The 18,434-nt window shown below is 61.2% G+C and carries 16 protein-coding genes; 12 read left to right on the top strand and 4 right to left on the bottom strand.

Annotated elements, in window-relative coordinates; genetic code table 11:
* The first annotated feature begins 7 nt into the window (after positions 1–7).
* Positions 8–844 (top strand): taurine dioxygenase, encoded by an 837-nt coding sequence (gene tauD / locus AB4N92_RS13345; protein ID WP_236266977.1) that lies wholly within the window; start codon positions 8–10, stop codon positions 842–844.
* A gap of 128 nt (positions 845–972) precedes the next feature.
* Here the strand turns inward: tauD and mgrA are convergent, their stop codons facing one another.
* From mgrA to epsC, 4 genes are all read right to left on the bottom strand, one after another.
* Positions 973–2,010 carry an L-glyceraldehyde 3-phosphate reductase gene (gene mgrA, locus AB4N92_RS13340; protein WP_010214105.1) on the bottom strand — a complete coding sequence of 346 codons (1,038 nt, stop codon included), beginning with the start codon at positions 2,008–2,010 and terminating at the stop codon, positions 973–975.
* Positions 2,011–2,118: 108 nt separating this feature from the next.
* Positions 2,119–3,447 (bottom strand): OprD family outer membrane porin, encoded by a 1,329-nt coding sequence (locus tag AB4N92_RS13335; protein ID WP_021491620.1) that lies wholly within the window; start codon positions 3,445–3,447, stop codon positions 2,119–2,121.
* Positions 3,448–3,626: 179 nt separating this feature from the next.
* Positions 3,627–5,588 (bottom strand): choline BCCT transporter BetT, encoded by a 1,962-nt coding sequence (betT, locus tag AB4N92_RS13330; protein ID WP_206759194.1) that lies wholly within the window; start codon positions 5,586–5,588, stop codon positions 3,627–3,629.
* A gap of 309 nt (positions 5,589–5,897) precedes the next feature.
* Positions 5,898–6,824 carry a serine O-acetyltransferase EpsC gene (gene epsC, locus AB4N92_RS13325; protein WP_021491621.1) on the bottom strand — a complete coding sequence of 309 codons (927 nt, stop codon included), beginning with the start codon at positions 6,822–6,824 and terminating at the stop codon, positions 5,898–5,900.
* A 165-nt stretch (positions 6,825–6,989) separates the two neighbouring features.
* Here epsC and AB4N92_RS13320 point away from each other — a divergent pair, with 165 nt between their 5' ends.
* The 11 genes from AB4N92_RS13320 (at position 6,990) to AB4N92_RS13270 (ending at position 18,116) form a co-directional block, all read left to right on the top strand.
* Entirely contained in the window at positions 6,990–7,982 is a 993-nt protein-coding gene (locus AB4N92_RS13320) for a D-cysteine desulfhydrase (protein ID WP_010214110.1), read from the top strand.
* Positions 7,983–8,157: 175 nt separating this feature from the next.
* Entirely contained in the window at positions 8,158–8,952 is a 795-nt protein-coding gene (gene tcyJ / locus AB4N92_RS13315; protein ID WP_010214111.1) for a cystine ABC transporter substrate-binding protein, read from the top strand.
* Positions 8,952–9,617 carry a cystine ABC transporter permease gene (gene tcyL, locus AB4N92_RS13310; protein WP_010214112.1) on the top strand — a complete coding sequence of 222 codons (666 nt, stop codon included), beginning with the start codon at positions 8,952–8,954 and terminating at the stop codon, positions 9,615–9,617. Before tcyJ ends, tcyL begins: the two co-directional genes overlap by 1 nt.
* 3 nt (positions 9,618–9,620) lie before the next feature.
* On the top strand, positions 9,621–10,367 hold the full coding sequence (gene tcyN, locus AB4N92_RS13305; protein ID WP_154847480.1) for an L-cystine ABC transporter ATP-binding protein TcyN: 747 nt from the start codon (positions 9,621–9,623) through the stop codon (positions 10,365–10,367).
* A 371-nt stretch (positions 10,368–10,738) separates the two neighbouring features.
* Entirely contained in the window at positions 10,739–11,503 is a 765-nt protein-coding gene (locus AB4N92_RS13300) for a hypothetical protein (protein WP_010214115.1), read from the top strand.
* Positions 11,504–11,689: 186 nt separating this feature from the next.
* Positions 11,690–12,931, top strand: coding sequence for an SfnB family sulfur acquisition oxidoreductase (locus tag AB4N92_RS13295; protein ID WP_010214117.1), 1,242 nt, complete (start codon positions 11,690–11,692; stop codon positions 12,929–12,931).
* A gap of 24 nt (positions 12,932–12,955) precedes the next feature.
* Positions 12,956–14,149, top strand: coding sequence for an SfnB family sulfur acquisition oxidoreductase (locus AB4N92_RS13290; RefSeq protein WP_236266976.1), 1,194 nt, complete (start codon positions 12,956–12,958; stop codon positions 14,147–14,149).
* Positions 14,149–15,501 carry an LLM class flavin-dependent oxidoreductase gene (locus AB4N92_RS13285; RefSeq protein WP_010214121.1) on the top strand — a complete coding sequence of 451 codons (1,353 nt, stop codon included), beginning with the start codon at positions 14,149–14,151 and terminating at the stop codon, positions 15,499–15,501. The genes AB4N92_RS13290 and AB4N92_RS13285 overlap by 1 nt, the downstream gene beginning before the upstream one ends.
* Positions 15,502–15,554: 53 nt before the next feature.
* Positions 15,555–16,370, top strand: coding sequence for a MetQ/NlpA family ABC transporter substrate-binding protein (locus tag AB4N92_RS13280; protein WP_010214122.1), 816 nt, complete (start codon positions 15,555–15,557; stop codon positions 16,368–16,370).
* Positions 16,367–17,482 carry a methionine ABC transporter ATP-binding protein gene (locus tag AB4N92_RS13275; RefSeq protein ID WP_010214124.1) on the top strand — a complete coding sequence of 372 codons (1,116 nt, stop codon included), beginning with the start codon at positions 16,367–16,369 and terminating at the stop codon, positions 17,480–17,482. The genes AB4N92_RS13280 and AB4N92_RS13275 overlap by 4 nt, the downstream gene beginning before the upstream one ends.
* Positions 17,472–18,116: a methionine ABC transporter permease gene (locus AB4N92_RS13270; RefSeq protein ID WP_010214125.1), complete on the top strand. Its 645-nt coding sequence runs from the start codon at positions 17,472–17,474 to the stop codon at positions 18,114–18,116. The genes AB4N92_RS13275 and AB4N92_RS13270 overlap by 11 nt, the downstream gene beginning before the upstream one ends.
* The last annotated feature ends 318 nt before the right edge of the window (positions 18,117–18,434 follow it).

The raw sequence follows: 18,434 nt of genomic DNA, 5'->3' as shown, positions 1-18,434 counted from the left end.
GAACAGTATGAGCAGCCTCACCATTACCCCCTTGAGCACCGCCTTGGGCGCCCAGATCAGTGGCGTCGATATCACCCGACCGCTGAGCCTCGAACAGCGCGACGCCATCGAGCAGGCGTTGCTCACCCACTCGGTGCTGTTCTTCCGCGGCCAGGAAATCAACCCGCAACAACAGGCACGGTTCGCGGCGAATTTCGGTGACCTGCACATCCACCCGATCTACCCCAACGTGCCGGAACAGCCTGAAGTACTGATCCTCGATACCGCCGTCACCGACGTGCGCGACAACGCCGTATGGCACACCGACGTGACCTTCCTGCCCACTCCGGCACTCGGTGCGGTCCTCAGCGCCAAGCAGCTGCCAGCATTTGGCGGCGATACGCTGTGGGCCAGCGGGATTGCGGCGTATGAGGCGTTGTCCAAGCCGTTGCAGCGGTTGCTCGATGGGCTGACGGCGACCCATGACTTCACCAAGTCCTTCCCACTGGAGCGCTTTGGCAACACCGCCGAAGACCTGGCGCGCTGGGAAGAAACCCGCCAGAAGAACCCGCCGCTGTCACATCCGGTGGTGCGCACGCATCCGGTGAGCGGCCGCAAGTCGCTGTTTGTGAGTGATGGGTTTACCACCAGGATCAATGAGCTGGAGCCGGCGGAAAGCGAGGCGATCCTGAAGCTGTTGTTTGCCCACGCAACACGCCCGGAGTTCACCATCCGCTGGCGCTGGCAGGAAAATGACGTGGCGTTCTGGGATAACCGCGTGACGCAGCATTACGCGGTGGACGACTACCGGCCGCAGCGGCGGGTGATGCATCGCGCGACCATTCTTGGGGATGTACCTTTCTAGAGACAACCAGCGATCAAAAGGTAGGAGCGGGCTTGCTCGCGAAGGCAGAGTGTCAGTCAACAGATTCAGCGACTGATCCACTGCATTCGCGAGCAAGCCCGCTCCCACATTGACCGTGTTACGCCAGGTTATTCAGCAGTAGATGGCTTTTCCCACAAGTTGATCCCACCTTCCTGCGCAAACCGATCAATCTCCGCCAGTTCTTCCGCGCTGAAGCTCAGGTTCTTCAACGCACCGACGTTCTCGATAATCTGCTCCGGCCGGCTCGCACCAATCAGCGCACTGGTGACCCGTGGATCACGCAGGGTCCAGGCCAACGCCAGTTGCGCCAGGCTCTGGCCACGACGCTGGGCGATTTCATTCAGCGCCCGCACGTGGGCGATGTTGGCTTCGGACAGGTGCTTGGCCTGCAGCGAACCACCGCCGGGACGGTTCACCCGCGCATCCGCCGGTACGCCGTTGAGGTACTTATCGGTCAGCAGCCCCTGGGCCAACGGCGTGAACGCGATCACGCCAGCGCCGAGTTCTTCGGTGGTGTCCAGCAGGTCTTTTTCCACCCAGCGGTTGAGCAAGTTGTAGGCTGGCTGGTGAATCAACAGCGGCACTTTCCACTCTTTCAGCAGCGCGGCGATTTCGCGGGTTTTGACACCCGAGTAGGACGAGATGCCGATGTACAACGCCTTGCCTTGTTGCACGGCGGTGGCGAGGGCGCTGGCGGTTTCTTCCAGAGGGGTGTCGGCGTCAAAACGGTGGGAGTAGAAAATATCCACGTAGTCGACACCCAGGCGTTGCAGGCTCTGGTCGAGGCTGGCCAGCACGTATTTGCGCGAACCACCGCCCTGGCCGTAGGGGCCGGGCCACATGTCCCAGCCGGCTTTGCTGGAGATGATCAGTTCATCGCGGTAATGCTTGAAGTCTTCGCGCAGCAAACGGCCGAAGTTGATCTCGGCGCTGCCGTAGGGCGGGCCGTAGTTGTTGGCCAGGTCGAAGTGGTTGATGCCCAGGTCAAACGCGGTGCGCAGCAGGGCGCGCTGGGTGTCGATCGGGGTGCTGTCGCCAAAGTTGTGCCACAGGCCCAGGGACAGCGCCGGCAGCACTAATCCACTGCGACCTACGCGGCGGTACGGGATAGATTCATAGCGGTTTTCGGCAGCAATGTAAGTCATCGAATCCTCTCTTGGACGTCGGCAAATAAGGCCTGGGAATAAGGCTATTCCCGGGCCTTTCAACCAGCTGAATCGCTTAAGTCTGCCCGTCCTTTTTACAGCAATTTCCTACCAGAGTGGAACGACATAGCTGACATAGAAGCGGTTTTCATCTTGCACGGTCGCGCCGCTGATGTCCGGGCTGGCGTGGGCGTTTTTCCAGGTAACGCCCAGGCCCTTGAGAGAGCCGGTGGGCACTTGATACGCCACGGCGACGTTGCGTTCCCATTCGCTGGTGGTGCCTTGCGCCGTTCGGATGTCATCGCCGTGGGCGTAGGCGGCTGAGAACGTCAGGCCGGTGAGGCCGAGTTTGCCGAAGTCATATTTGTACTGCGCCAGCCAAGTGCGCTCGCCGGCGTGCTGGAACTTGTTCAATTGCAGGTTGGTGAGTGCCGGAGTGTCAGCGCCTGAGCCTGGCCCCTGGCGGTTGTCGCCACTGTTCAGGCCGGAATCCAGGTACGGGAAGTCGCTGTCACCGCTGTTCTTCTGGATACCCAGACCGACGGTATGGCCGTCCAGGCTGTAGCTCTCAAGCAAACTGGCGGTGGTCTGGTTGATGCGTCCCTTGCTCGCGCCGTCGCCGTAGAGGCCAGAGGCTGCGTAGTCATTGTCGCCAGCCGCGTTGCCGCCCACACCCAAACTGCGGAACACACGCAGATCGGTGTCGATCGCGCCCACGGACAAGGCGTCATGCCGCTTGGCGCCCAGGAAGAACTGCTGGTAGTAATCCTCAAGGTTGGAGTACCACAGACTGACCGTGGTGTTCTGGATGCCGGTGTAATCCGCACCGCCAAACAGGAAGCGATCGCTCTGTTGGGTGCCCCCGGCGGTGATCATGCCTTGGTCGCCGGTTTCGTTGCGGATCTTGGTCTTGAAGATATCGCCGCCGGTGAAAGTGAAGTCGCTGAGGTCCTTGGACACCAGTTGCACACCGGTGTTGGTCTGCTGGTACAGGCGCCCGTCCGTGTTGGCGAGTATCGGATTGTTGCCGTAGAGCGTGCCGACACGCAGTTCATCCTGGGCGAAACGCATCTTGAACGTCGGGCTCAACACACCGAACTGGTCAGCAGACTTGCCGTTGTCCAGCGGAAACATGCTGCCGGGGTAGCGGCCCTGGTGATCCTTGTCGTTGAGGTCGCCACCGGAGTCCAGCTTCAATCCATAGAACGCCTGCAGGTCCAGGCCAAAACCCACCGGGCCTTCGGTGTAGCCGGACTTGAAGTTGAACTCGAACCCCTGGCCCCAATCACGAATGCTGTGGGCCTTGGCGTTGCTGTTCACCACATCACGCCCCTGCTGGTTCAGGTAGCGATTGAGCAAGGTCACATCGGCGTGGCTGTCATCGATAAAGTCGGCGTGGGCGGACAGCATAAAGCTCGCCATGGCGGCACCCACCATAGGGCTTATCAACGTCTTCATTGTTACCGGTCTCCGTCACTGTGCTGAAATGAAAGCGTCAAACGCTTCACACAATTACGCAGTGGCCAGATGACAGTTCCGCGTCAAAACAGCGCCTTGACGGATGAAATTAAGTTTAAAAAAGCCCCGTAGAACGGGGCTTTGCGGGGAGTTGAGCGTCAGCGCACCAAGTGCAGGAACTGCAGGTGCCGCTCGTACTGGTCGAGGATGTCGTTGATGATCTGCTCCTTGGTGTAGCCCACCAGGTCATAGTCCTGGCTGCCCTCGGCCAAGTGCACTTCCGCACGGTAGTAGCGGCGGTTGTTGATCTCTTTGGAGCCCATGCCACCACGGGCAAATGACGGCGTGAAGTAGCCGCGCATCTGCACCTGGTAGACGAATGGACGCTCCTCGCCATGGCCGATTTCCAGGCTGACGCTGTCGTTGGACGGGTCAGGCTGAGTGACCACGTTCAGGCCTTTCTCGACGAACACCGCCGTCACCTCTTCAATCGCCGGGCGAACCGTCGATTCAAGGAAGCGATACACCTCATCCCGCGAAGGGAAGTGCACCGCCTGGCTCAAGCGCTGACGCCAGCCACCACGCCCCTTGCGTGCAGCAGAGACCGGTGCCAGCGAATGCAGCTGGGCGATCTGCTTCTGCGACTCCAGGTAGAACGCCTTGTGCAGCCCCCACATCATCAGCAGCAGGATCATCGAAAACGGTAACGAGGTCAGCACCACCGCTGACTTGAGCGAATCAATACTGCCCGCAAACAGCAAGGCACTGGTGACCAGCGCGGTCATCGCACCCCAGAACACCCGCAGCCATTTCGGCCCGTCTTCATCGGCGTTGCCACCTTTGGACGACAAGGTAGACAGCACCACGGTGCCCGAGTCGGCGGAGGTCACGAAGAACACGAAGCTGATGAACACCGTGACCGCGATAACCGTCTTGCTCCACGGGTAGGTTTCCAGCAGCAGGTACAGACTCATCGACGGGTCATCAATGGCCGACTGGCCGAGTGCGACCAGCCCGTGGTTGAGCACCTGGTCGATGGCGCTGTTGCCGAAAATCGACATCCACGCCAGGGTGAAACCCAGCGGGATCAGCAGCACGCCGAACACGAACTCGCGGATGGTACGCCCCCGGGAAATACGCGCGATAAACAGGCCCACAAACGGCGACCATGCGATCCACCAGGCCCAGTAGAACACCGTCCAACCGCCGAGCCAGTCGCTGGGCTTGTCATAGGCGTACACGTCGAAACTCTTGGTCGGCAAGGCGCCCAGGTAGTCACCGATGTTCTGGATCAGGGTGTTGAGCAAATGCTGGGTGGGCCCGGCGAACAACACGAACAGCAGCAGCGCACAGGCCAGCAGCATGTTGATGTCGGACATCACCCGCACGCCTTTGTCGACGCCGGCCACGGCGACGATGATCGCGGCGCCCATCATCAGCGTGATCAAACCGACCTGGATCCACTGGGTATGGGCGATGCCAAACAGGTAGTCGAGGCCGGAGTTGAGGTGCAACACGCCGAAGCCCATGTCGGCGCCAAGCCCGAACACCGTAGCGATGATGCCAAAGCCATCCACCGCGTAACCGATCGGACCGTTGATGCGCTTGCCGATCAGCGGGTACAGCGCCGAACGCAGCGCCAGCGGCAAGTTATGCCGGTAGGCGAAATACGCCAGGGCCATGCCGACAAACGCGAACACCCCCCAACCGTGCAGGCCCCAGTGCAGAAACAGGATCTGCATGGCCTGGCGGGCGGCATCGGCGTTCATCGGTGCGCCTTGCGGCGGTTGCACCAGGTGTGTCAGCGGCTCGGACACGCAGAAGAAAAACAGCGTGATGCTGATCCCGGCGGCGAACAACATGCCGGCCCAGGACAGGTAACTGAATTCGGGCTCGTCGTGGTCGGCACCGAGTTTTATCTTGCCGTAGCCCGATAGCGCGGTGACCACCACGAAGACCAGATACAGGGTCATCGCCAGCATGTAGTACCAGCCGACCGTATTGGCCGCCCAGTTTTGCGCCGCCAGCAGCCAGGCACCGGCCTGTTGCGGGATAGCGATGACAGTGATACCGAACAGCAGGATAAACGTCGCGGCAAAGTAGAAAACCGGCGCATTCATGCGCACTTGGCCGCTGGTAGGGGTGGACGATGCACTCATGAACGATGCACCCCGAGGGTATGAGATGTGGCTGTAAATAACGGACTCAGCAAAGGTAAGCCTCCTGTTGTGAGCGGGCAGCGAACCACCGGGTTTAACTTGAACGAGCATTCAAGTTAAACATAGGAAGGCGGTCTGGGACTAATCGCAGGGCCGAGTGGTAGATAATTCCTACACTAGCTCAAGGACTGGTATGACGGGTGCGGGAGGCAAATCGTTCAGCGATTACTGGCACAAATACGCGCTCCCACAGAGGATTGTGCGGGTTCGTTACTTTTGCGCGCCATCCTCATGCTGCAGGTTCGCCTGGGTGATATTCGCCCCCGCCGGCACGCTGCGGGTCAGCCACACGTTGCCGCCAATGGTCGACCCCTTGCCGATGGTGATGCGCCCCAGAATCGTCGCGCCGGCGTAGATCACCACGTCATCCTCGACAATCGGGTGACGTGGGTGGCCTTTCTGCAGCTGTCCGTCCTCATCCGCCGGGAAGCGCTTGGCGCCCAAAGTCACGGCCTGGTAGATGCGCACACGCTCGCCGATGATCGCGGTCTCGCCGATCACCACGCCGGTCCCGTGGTCGATAAAGAAGCTCGGGCCGATCTGTGCGCCGGGATGGATATCGATCCCCGTGGCCGAATGGGCGATCTCGGCGCTGATCCGCGCCAACAGCGGCAAGCCGGCGCGGTACAGGTGGTGAGCCAGGCGGTGGTGAATCACCGCCAGGACGCCGGGGTAGCACAACAGCACTTCATCCACACTGCGCGCGGCCGGGTCGCCGTGGTAGGCAGCCAGCACGTCGGTGTCCAACAAGCTCCGCAGGGACGGCAAGGCCAGGGCGAAATCCTGGATCAGGCGAATGGCGAGCGCATCGACCTCGCTGTCATCCTTGGCGCCCTGCCGTGCGGCGTAGCGCAGCTCCAGACGGGCCTGGCCGAGCAAGGCATTCAACGCTACATCAAGGGTATGGCCGACGTAGAAATCTTCACTCTCTTCACGCAAGTCCACCGGCCCCAGGCGCATGGGAAACAGTGCACCGCACAACGACTCTAGAATCTGCGCGACCGCCTCGCGGGACGGCAACTCGCGGCCGCCATGCTCGCCGCTCAAACGCCCATTGCGCGTTCGCCACTGGTCCCGGGCGCTGCGCAGTTGGCTGACGATGGTCTGTAATTGCCAATGACTGGAACGCTCACTCACGGTACTCACTCCTGAGGAAATGGCCATCACTTTACGGTATGCACCCTGGCCGCCCTTAAGAACCAATGGTGTGGTATCAAGAACCATCAGGAATAAGCGATTGACGGTTGCCCGATGAAAAGTGCCTGCCTATAGTCGCCCCATACTTATCAACCGTGCGTAGCCATGATCAAACAACAGCTCGACCGTTTTAACCGCCTGGAACTGCTGGGCGGCGCCACTGCCCTGGAAAAACTGGAGCGGCTGTCGGCCTGGTTGGGCAGGGACATCTACGTCAAGCGCGACGACACCACACCGCTGGCCATGGGCGGCAACAAGCTGCGCAAACTTGAATACCTCGCCGCAGATGCCATCGCCCAAGGCGCCGACACCCTTGTAACCGCTGGCGCTATCCAATCCAACCACGTGCGCCAGACCGCCGCGCTGGCCGCCAAACTCGGCCTGGGCTGCGTGGCCCTGCTGGAAAACCCCACCGGCACCGAAGACCCCAATTACCTGGGCAACGGCAACCGTCTGCTGCTTGAGCTGTTCGACGCCAAAGTGGAACTGGTGGAGAACCTCGACAACGTCGACGACCAACTCAACGCCCTCGCCGACCGCCTGCGCAACAACGGCAAGAAGCCATACCTGGTGCCGATCGGCGGCTCCAATGCCCTCGGTGCATTGGGTTATGTACGCGCCGGGCTGGAACTGGCCGGGCAAATCGAAGACAGCGGCATCGAGTTCGCCGCGGTCGTCTTGGCCTCCGGCAGCGCGGGGACGCACAGTGGCTTGGCGTTGGCGTTGAGCGAAGTGCTGCCGAACCTGCCCGTGATCGGTGTGACCGTCTCGCGCACCGACGAAGCCCAGCGCCCGAAAGTAGCAGGCCTGGCCGAACGCACCGCCGAGTTGCTGGGGGTGGAGATTCCCGAGGCGTTCAAGGTGATTCTGTGGGACGAATACTTCGGCCCGCGCTACGGTGAACCGAACGCCGGCACCTTGGCAGCGATCAAGCTGCTGGCGAGCCAGGAAGGCCTGCTCCTGGACCCGGTCTACACTGGCAAGGCCATGGCCGGCTTGCTGGATGGCATCGGGCGTCAGCGATTTGAAGACGGGCCGATCATTTTCCTGCATACCGGTGGCGCGCCAGCGTTGTTCGCTTATGACTCGGCATTCTAAAAAAACGGACCCGGTTATTCTTAAAGCGAATAACTGATTTATTTTATATTATTTTCAAGTCTTAAAAACCGGCCTTATAGTCGCGCCGTAGGCGAAGACGCGCTACGCGCTTTAAGGCAGGATACGACCACTGCGTCACCTGCTTCGCTCAACATAAAAAACACAGGGGCTCTTCATGACTATTTCTGTATTCCGTCGCACGTTGTTGGTTGGCACTTTGGGCCTGGCACTCGGGGCTGGCCTGCTGGGCCAGGCAGTGGCTGGCGAGCAGTTGGATAACATCAAGAAAGCGGGCGAGATCAAGATCGGCCTGGAAGGCACCTACCCACCGTTCAGCTTCGTCGATGAAAGCGGCAAACTCAGCGGTTTCGAAGTGGAGCTGTCCGAAGCGCTGGCCAAGGAGCTGGGCGTGAAGGTCAAGCTGCAGGCCACCCCATGGGATGGCATCCTCGCCGCCCTGGAATCCAAGCGTCTGGATGCGGTCGTCAACCAAGTGACCATCTCTGAAGAGCGCAAGAAAAAGTACGATTTCTCCAAGCCTTACACCGTCTCCGGTATTCAGGCGCTGGTCCTGACCAAGAACGTCGGCACCATCAAGACCGCTGACGACCTGGCTGGCAAGAAAGTCGGTGTGGGCCTGGGTACCAACTACGAGCAATGGCTCAAGGACAATCAGCCTAAAGCCATCATCAAGACTTACAACGACGACCCGACCAAGTTCCAGGACCTGCGTATCGGCCGTATCGACACCATCCTGATCGACCGCCTGGCCGCCCTGGAATACGCCAAGAAAGCCAAGGACACCTCGGTGACCGGCGACGCCTTCTCCCGTCAGGAAGCCGGTATTGCCCTGCGCAAAGGCGAGCCAGAACTGCTCGACGCCGTGAACAAGGCCCTCGACAAACTGCGCGCCGACGGGACCTTGAAGAAGCTGTCCGAGAAGTACTTCAACGCTGACGTCACTCAATAATGGAAGCAGGTTTCCAACTCGCGCTGGACTCCGCGCCCTTTCTGCTCAAGGGCGCGTATTACACGGTGATCCTCAGCCTCGGCGGGATGTTTTTCGGTTTGCTGCTGGGCTTCGGCCTGGCCTTGATGCGCCTGTCGCGCTTCAAGCTGGTGAGCTGGCTCGCCCGAGTCTACGTGTCGTTCTTTCGCGGCACGCCCTTGCTGGTGCAGCTGTTCTTGATCTACTACGGCTTGCCGCAAGTGGGCATCGAGCTGGATCCGATCCCCGCCGCCATGATCGGCTTTTCGCTGAACATGGCCGCCTACGCCTGTGAAATCCTGCGCGCCGCCATCGGTTCCATCGAGCGCGGCCAATGGGAAGCTGCGGCCAGTATCGGCATGACCCGCGCGCAGACCCTGCGCCGGGCCATCCTGCCGCAGGCCATGCGCACGGCCTTGCCGCCGCTGGGCAACAGCTTCATTTCGCTGGTCAAGGACACGGCGCTGGCGGCCACTATCCAGGTGCCCGAGCTGTTCCGCCAGGCGCAATTGGTGTCGGCACGGACCTTCGAAATCTTCACCATGTATCTCTCCGCAGCCCTGATCTACTGGATTTTGGCGAGCATCCTGGCGCATTTGCAGAATCGCCTGGAAGACCGGGTCAACCGGCATGACCTGGAGTCCTGAAGCATGATCGTGGTTGAAAAACTGACCAAACAATTCAAGGGCCAGGTGGTGCTCAACGGCATCGACCTGGAGGTCAAGGAAGGCGAAGTCGTCGCCATCATCGGCCCCAGCGGTTCTGGCAAGACCACCTTTCTGCGCTGCCTGAATTTCCTCGAACAACCCACCAGCGGGCGTATCAAGGTGGGCGACATCGAGATCGACAGCAGCAAGCCAGCCAACCAGCAGGCAAGCCTGGTGCGGCGCCTGCGCCAGCACGTGGGTTTTGTGTTCCAGAGCTTCAACCTGTTCCCCCACCGCACCGCGCTGGAAAACGTCATCGAAGGCCCCACCGTGGTCAAGAAGATGCCGCGTGAAGCCGCTGACGCCTTGGGGCGCAAGTTGCTGGCGAGGGTGGGCCTGGCGGGCAAGGAAGACGCCTACCCACGGCGCCTGTCGGGCGGCCAGCAACAGCGCGTGGCGATTGCCCGTGCGCTGGCGATGGAGCCGGAGGTGATTCTGTTCGACGAACCCACCTCGGCCCTCGACCCGGAACTGGTGGGTGAAGTGCTGGCAACCATCCGCAGCCTCGCCGAAGAAAACCGCACCATGGTCATCGTCACCCACGAGATGAGCTTTGCCCGGGATGTAGCCAACCGGGTGATCTTCTTCGACAAGGGGGTGATCGTGGAACAAGGCGAAGCCAAGGCATTGTTTGCCAACCCCAAGGAAGAGCGCACCAAGCAGTTCCTGAGCAAATTCCTGGCTCACTGACCGACCCTGGGGGAGCTGGCTTGCCTGCGATGCAGAGACCTCGGTATGACGGATAAACCGAGGTATCTGCATCGCAGGCAAGCCAGCTCCCACACAAGCGTGTTCCTACAGAAACGCCTCATTGCACGTTGTAAAACACCTCGTCGTATCCATCTGAAACGCCCGCTCCCAGTCAGACCCTTCTGAATCTGCTCCAACCCGCCGTTTAGCCCTTTGCCGCCATTGACGCTCCTTGCCCAACCCTCTTATCTAGCGCCCAGAGGATTGGATCCTATCCCGGCTATTCACTGAATCGTTCTGTTCGGCCCACTGCGCTTACCTGCGCCAAAGGTCCGGAGCGAATGCTGCTGGCTGCATCAAGGAGATTACTTATGACGCACCCCCTGCTCACCGCGCCGACACTGCCTCAGGCCATCGGCAATGGCATCAATGCCCTGGCTGCCACCCACCTGCAGGTCGACATCGCACCCTATCCCGGCATGGACGAAGGCGACTTGATCGAGCTGTTCTGGAATAACTGTTTCGCCGCTTCACGTCGGATAACCGCCTGCAAGGTCGGTGCGTTCACGCACCTGCGGGTGCCGGAGAGTTTCGTGCTGGATGGCCCGGCCCGGGTGCATTACCAGGTGATGCAAGTCGGCCAGTGCCCGGCCCGCTCTGCCGTCAGGCGAGTACGTGTGAAGACCTGTTGTCCGGGCGGCCAACCGTCGCCACAGTACCTCGACGAAAACCAGAACCTCGCCCCCGTGGGCTTGCCCGACACCATCCGCCGCTTTGGCGTCAACGCCAGTCAGGTACGGCGCGGTATTCCCCTGACCATCGCGCCCTACCTGAACATGGACACTGGCGATGCGATCACCCTGCGCTGGGGCGATGTGCGCCTGGACCTGCCGAAGATCCAGGCCGTTGAAGTCGGTCTGGCGGTGCAGGTATGGGTGCCTTCATCAGTGATCACCGAAGCCGGCGACGACTGCCGACTGGAGGTGACGTACTGCGTTCTGGATCGCGTCGGCAACAATTCTCGCTGGGCGCCCTCGCGCACCCTACGCATTGCCGCCGGGGTGCCGCCCGCTGTGGCCGGGACGGTGCTGATCTATCAACCGCGGACACCGGGATCGCCCTGCGAGCCGGGGTAACAGACCTTCTATGCATATTCCCAAAAGTTAGTTTATTTATATATTTAACAAGCTTAGGGTATATGCACCGGACCACCGGACATCGCTGATTTTTCTTTTTTATTTCATTGAATGCGAGGTCGGTATGGTCAGGATCACCCCGGTGCACAACGCCAGGGCATTACGTGCAGCCAAGGAGCGGCGCTGATGTCTAACTTGGCTCAAACACCCCCCCAGAGCGATCAGGATGTTGCTCCCCTGCTGTTGCCGGCCACCGTGCTGCGCAACGATGCTGAGGCACTGAAAGCTGCCCATGAACTGGCCCAGGCTGCGCGCCTGCAAGCCTCCAAGCGCGACCAGCAACGCAAGCTGCCATGGGCACAGATCGAACAGTTCACCCGCAGTGGGCTCGGCAGTATTTCCATTCCCCGTGAGTACGGCGGCCCGCAGGTGTCTTTCGTGACCCTGGCCGACGTGTTCGCAATCATCAGCGCGGCAGACCCAGCCCTCGGGCAGATCCCGCAGAACCACTTCGGCATCCTGCACCTGCTGCAGGGTGCCGCCACCGAACGCCAGAAAAAGCTGCTGTTCCAGAGCGTCCTCGACGGCTGGCGCATCGGCAATGGCGGCCCGGAACGCGGCACCAAAAACACCCTGGAACTCAAGGCGCGCATCACCGCCGAGGGTGATGGTTATGTGCTCAGCGGTCAGAAGTTCTACTCAACCGGAGCGCTGTTTGCGCACTGGGTGGCCGTCAAAGCATTAAACGATGACGGCAAGCAGGTCATGGCGTTTGTGCGTCGTGGCACCGAAGGGCTGCGCATCGTTGACGACTGGTCAGGCTTCGGTCAGCGCACCACCGCCAGCGGCACCGTGTTACTGGACCAGGTGCCAGTGGACGCCGAACAGGTCGTGGAAAACTGGCGTATCGGCGAGACACCGAATATCCAGGGCGCCGTCTCCCAATTGATCCAGGCGGCCATCGACGCCGGCATCGCACGCGGCGCGCTCGACGACACCATCGCGTTCGTACGTGAACACTCGCGCCCGTGGATCGATGCCAAGGTCGAACGCGCCAGCGATGACCTGTATGTGATCGCCGACGTCGGCAAATTGAAGATTGAATTGCACGCCGCCGAGGCCCTGCTGCGCAAGGCCGGCCAGGTGCTTGACCAGGTCAGCGCCGCGCCGATCACTGCGCAGTCCGCCGCCCGTGCCTCGATTGCCGTGGCCGAGGCCAAGGTGCTGACCACCGAAGTGTCGCTGCTGGTCAGCGAAAAACTCTTCGAGCTGGCCGGCAGCCGCGCAACGCTCGCGGAGTTCAACCTCGACCGTCATTGGCGCAACGCCCGCGTACACACCCTGCACGACCCGGTGCGCTGGAAGTATCACGCGGTGGGCGCTTATCGCCTGAACGGCACCTTGCCGGCTCGTCATTCCTGGATCTGACCGACCAGACATCTGGAGAACACCATGACTTTCTCTCACCCCGTCGCGGTCATCACCAGCGACGAACAAGCCCTTATTGTCGCCAGCGACCTGGCCGAAGACTTGCGCCGCGACAGTGCCCAGCGTGACCGCGAGCGCCGCCTGCCCCTGCCCGAACTGGAGGTGTTTTCGCGCTCCGGCCTGTGGGGTATCAGCGTACCCAAGGCATTCGGCGGAGCGGGCGTTTCCAACGTCACCCTGGCCAAGGTCATTGCCCTGATCGCCCAGGCGGATGCGTCCCTGGGCCAGATCCCGCAGAACCATTTTTATGCACTGGAAGTGCTGCGCGTGAACGGCAGCCCGGCGCAGCAAAAGCGCCTGTACGCCGAAGTCCTCGCTGGCCAACGCTTCGGCAACGCCCTGGCGGAACTGGGCACCAAGACTGCCCACGACCGCGTCACCAAGATCACCCGCGACGGTGACGGTTTCCGTATCAGCGGCCGCAAGTTCTACGCCACCGGCGCGATCTACGCCCAGCGCATCCCCACCTCGGTGGTGGATGAACAGGGCGTGCAGCAACTGGCTTTTGTCCCGCGTGACAGTGAAGGGTTGAGCGTGATCGACGACTGGAGCGGCTTCGGCCAGCGCACCACCGGCAGCGGCTCGGTGGTGTTCGATAACGTGTGGGTCGCCGCACAGGACGTGATCCCATTCCAGAGCGCCTTCGAGCGCCCTACAACCGTCGGCCCGCTGGCGCAGATCCTCCACGCCGCAATCGACACCGGTATCGCCCGCGCGGCCTTTGAAGACGCACTGCACTTTGTGCGCACCAAGACCCGCCCGTGGATCGATTCCGGCAACGACAAAGCCACTGACGACCCACTGACCCTGAAAAGCTTCGGGCACCTGAGCATCCGCCTGCATGCCACCGAGGCACTGCTGGAGCGTTCGGGCGAATTCCTCGACCGCGCCCAGGCCGACAGCAACGCCGAGACTGTTGCAGCAGCCTCCATCGCCGTCGCCGAAGTACGCGCCTTGAGCACCGAAATCTCCCTGGCCGCCGGCAGCACCTTGTTCGAACTCGCAGGCAGCCAGGCGACCCTGGCCGAACATGGCCTGGACCGCCACTGGCGCAACGCCCGCGTGCACACCCTGCACGACCCGGTGCGCTGGAAGTATCACGCGGTGGGCAACTATTACCTCAACGATGAGAACCCACCACTGCGGGGGACCATCTGATGAGCAAAAAGAAGATCCTGCTCAATGCGTTCAACATGAACTGCATCGGGCATATCAATCATGGCCTGTGGACCCATCCACGGGACACGTCCACCGAATACAAGACGATCGAGTACTGGACCGAACTGGCCAAGACGCTGGAAAGGGGGCTGTTCGATGGCTTGTTCATCGCCGATATCGTCGGCGTGTACGACGTCTATCAGAATTCCATCGACGTGCCGCTCAAAGAGTCGATCCAGCTTCCGGTGAATGACCCGCTGCTGCTGGTCTCGGCCATGGCGGCCGTCACCCGAAACCTCGGCTTTGGCCTTACGGCCAACCTCACCTACGAGCCGCCTTATCTGTTCGCCCGCCGCATGTCGACGCTGGATCACCTGAGCCGTGGCCGAGTCGGCTGGAACATCGTCACCGGCTACCTCGACAGTGCCGCCAAGGCCATGGGCCTGACCGAGCAGGTCGAGCATGACCGCCGTTACGACCAGGCCGATGAATACCTGGAGGTGCTGTACAAACTCTGGGAAGGCAGCTGGGAAGACGGCGCGGTACTCAATGATCCGCAGACGCGGGTGTATGCGCAGCCGGGCAAGGTGCACAAAATCGAGCATCACGGCGAGTTCTACCAGGTGGAGGGTTATCACCTGTGCGAACCGTCGCCACAACGTACGCCGGTACTCTTCCAGGCCGGCAGTTCGGACCGTGGTTTGCTGTTCGCCGGCCGGCATGCCGAATGTGTGTTTATCAGCGGGCAGAACAAGGCCGCGACCAAGGTCCAGGTGGACAAGGTACGCGCCAGCGCCGTGGAGGCCGGGCGCAACCCGGATGACATCAAGGTGTTCATGGGCCTCAACGTAATCGTGGGCGCCACTGAAGCGCTGGCCTGGGAAAAGCACGCCGAATACCTGAGCTACGCCAGCGCGGAGGCCGGCGTGGCACATTTCTCGGCGTCCACCGCGATTGATTTCGCCCAGTACGAGCTGGACGAGCCGATCCAGTACGTAAAGAGCAACGCGATCCAGTCGGCCACCAAGAACCTGCAAAACAACGACTGGACCCGGCGCAAGTTACTGGAACAGCACGCCTTGGGCGGACGCTACATCACCTTGGTCGGCTCACCGGAACAGGTCGCCGATGAGCTGGAATCCTGGATCAGCGAAACCGGCCTGGATGGCTTCAACCTCACGCGCATCGTCACGCCGGAAAGCTACGTGGACTTCATCGACCTGGTGGTGCCGGAGTTGCAAAAGCGTGGGTCGTACAAGACCGCCTATGAGCACGGCACGCTGCGCGAAAAGGTCTTCCATGGCAGCGCCCGCTTACCCGAACAGCACACCGGCTCCACCTACAGACACTAATCAAAAATAGATCCTCATTGCTCGTACCTACACCTTATGACTGGAAATCGACTATGAAAAAGACACTGCTTACCCACCCAGTCAAAGCACTGGCACTGGCCTTGGGTTTGTTCAGCTCGGTGGTGTTCGCCGCCGAGGCACCGTTGAAGATCGGCACCACCGCAGCCTTCGCCATTCCCCTTGAGGCCGCCGTTGCCGAAGCCGGCAAGCAAGGCCTTAAGGTTGAACTGGTGGAGTTCACCGACTGGATTGCCCCCAACGTCAGCCTGGCGGCGGGGGATATCGACGTGAACTACTTCCAGCACATCCCGTTCCTGGAAAACGCCAAGGCCGCCGCCGGCTTTGACCTGGTGCCGTACGCGCCGGGCATCATCAACAACGTCGGCCTGTATTCGAAGCAGTACAAGAGCATCAACGACCTGCCCCAGGGCGCCAGCGTGGCGATTGCCAATGACCCGATCAACAGCGGCCGCGGCCTGCAACTGCTGGCCAAGGCCGGGCTGATCACCCTTAAACCGGGCGTAGGCTACAAGGCCACCGAAGAGGACATCGTTTCCAACCCGAAGAAGATCAAGATCCTGCAAGTCGAGGCCGTGCAACTGGTACGCGCCTATGACGACGCCGACCTGGTGCAGGGTTACCCGGCGTATATCCGCCTGTCCAAGACCTTCGATGCCGAGTCGGCACTGCTGTTCGATGGCCTTGACCACCCGGAGTACGTGATCCAGTTTGTGATCCAGCCCAAGAGCAAGACCGACCCGCGCGTGATCAAGTTCGTCGACATCTACCAGCATTCGCCCGCCGTCCGTGCGGCGTTGGACAAGTCACTGGGCAAGCTCTACCAGGTCGGCTGGGAAGATAAAAAATGACCGCCGCCAACGCCCAAGTGCGCGACCTGGGCTTGCCGCCCAGGGACGCCGAGCAGACAGAACTGCACCCTGACTTGAACCGTGCCCATGTGCGCTTTATCAACCTGGGCAAGACCTACGACGGCACCGTGCATGCCCTGCAAGGCATCGACCTGGCGATCCAGCGCGGTGAAGTGTTCGGCATTATCGGCCGCAGCGGCGCCGGCAAGTCGTCGCTGATCCGCACCATCAACCGCCTGGAACAACCCAGCAGCGGGCGCGTGCTGATCGATCAGGTCGACATCGGCGCGTTCGACGAAGACCGCCTGGTGGCGCTGCGGCGGCGCATCGGCATGATCTTCCAGCACTTCAACCTGATGTCGGCCAAGACCGTGTGGCAGAACGTCGAATTGCCGCTCAAAGTCGCCGGCATCCCCAAGCTGCAGCGCGAGCAGAAGGTGCGTGAACTGCTGGAACTGGTGGGCCTCAAGGACAAGCACAAGGCCTACCCGGCGCAACTCTCCGGCGGGCAGAAACAGCGCGTGGGCATTGCCCGTTCGCTGGTCCATGACCCGGAGATTCTGCTGTGCGACGAGGCCACCTCGGCCCTCGACCCGGAGACCACCCAATCGATCCTCGGCCTGCTGCGCGAGATCAACCAACGCCTGGGCCTGACCATCGTGTTGATCACCCATGAGATGGCGGTGATTCGCGAAATCTGCGACCGCGTGGTGGTGCTCGAACACGGGCGCATCGTCGAGCAAGGCCCGGTGTGGCAGGTGTTTGGCGATCCGCAGCACGCGGTCAGCAAAACCCTGCTGGCACCGCTGCAACATGGGCTGCCGGAGGAGTTGCAAAGCCGTTTGCAGGCCAGACCGGCGACCGCCGATGCCGCAGTGGTGCTGCGCCTGCAATTCACCGGCAGTGATACCGACGAGCCGGACCTGGCCGCGTTGTTCAGCGCCCTCGGCGGGCGCGTGCGCTTGCTGCAAGGCGGTGTGGAACGTATCCAGGGGCATGCCCTCGGGCAACTGCTGCTGGCGGTGAACGGCTCGCCGCACACGGCTGAAGAACTGCGCAACCGCGCTGGGAATTGGGCGCAACAGGTGGAGGTGCTGGGCCATGTGGTTTGATCGTTTAGTGCAGGGCGCCATCGACACCTTGTTGATGGTCGGTGTGTCGTCGCTGATCGCGTTGCTGGTGGGGATTCCGCTGGCGGTGTTCCTGGTCACCAGCGACAAGGGTGGTATCTACCAAGCCCCAGCGCTGAACCGCGTACTGGGAGCGTTCGTCAATCTGTTCCGCTCGATTCCGTTTCTGATCCTGATGGTGGCGCTCATACCGTTCACCCGGCTGATCGTCGGCACCACTTACGGCGTGTGGGCGGCGGTGGTGCCGCTGACCATCGCCGCGACGCCGTTCTTTGCGCGTATCGCCGAAGTGAGCCTGCGCGAAGTCGACCACGGCTTGATCGAAGCCGCACAAGCCATGGGGTGCCGGCGCTGGCACATCATCTGGCATGTGCTGCTGCCCGAAGCGCTGCCGGGGATCGTCGGCGGCTTCACCATCACCCTGGTGACCATGATCAACTCCTCGGCCATGGCCGGGGCGATTGGCGCGGGTGGGTTGGGGGATATCGCTTACCGCTATGGCTATCAGCGCTTTGATACGCAGATCATGCTCACGGTGATTGTGCTGCTGGTGCTGCTGGTGGCGGTGATTCAGCTGGGCGGGGACCGCTTGGCGCGGGGGCTGAACAAGCGCTGAGCACTCGTTTGTACCTGTTAAGGCTGACAGTTGTTGGGTGACGTTTTCGCGTATCTAATCGGTTTGACACCGTCTGCGACGGATCAGGGAGCGAATACCATGTTCAATATCACGCGTTGTGGCAGGTGCGCGATGCTGGTGGGGGGGTTGGCTGCGGCCACGCTTGGCGATGCAGCGGCAATGCCGCTCCACTCCTCAAATTCAACCATTATCTTTAACGGTTCTCTCACCACCTTCTACAGTTATACGCACCCAGTATGGGGTGGAAATAACATACAGTTCCTATCCCATGGGCGTATCACCCGATAAATTTCATAG

It is taken from the genome of Pseudomonas sp. S3_A09, assembly GCF_054668065.1.
This window is presented reverse-complemented; position numbering and strand designations above follow the sequence as displayed.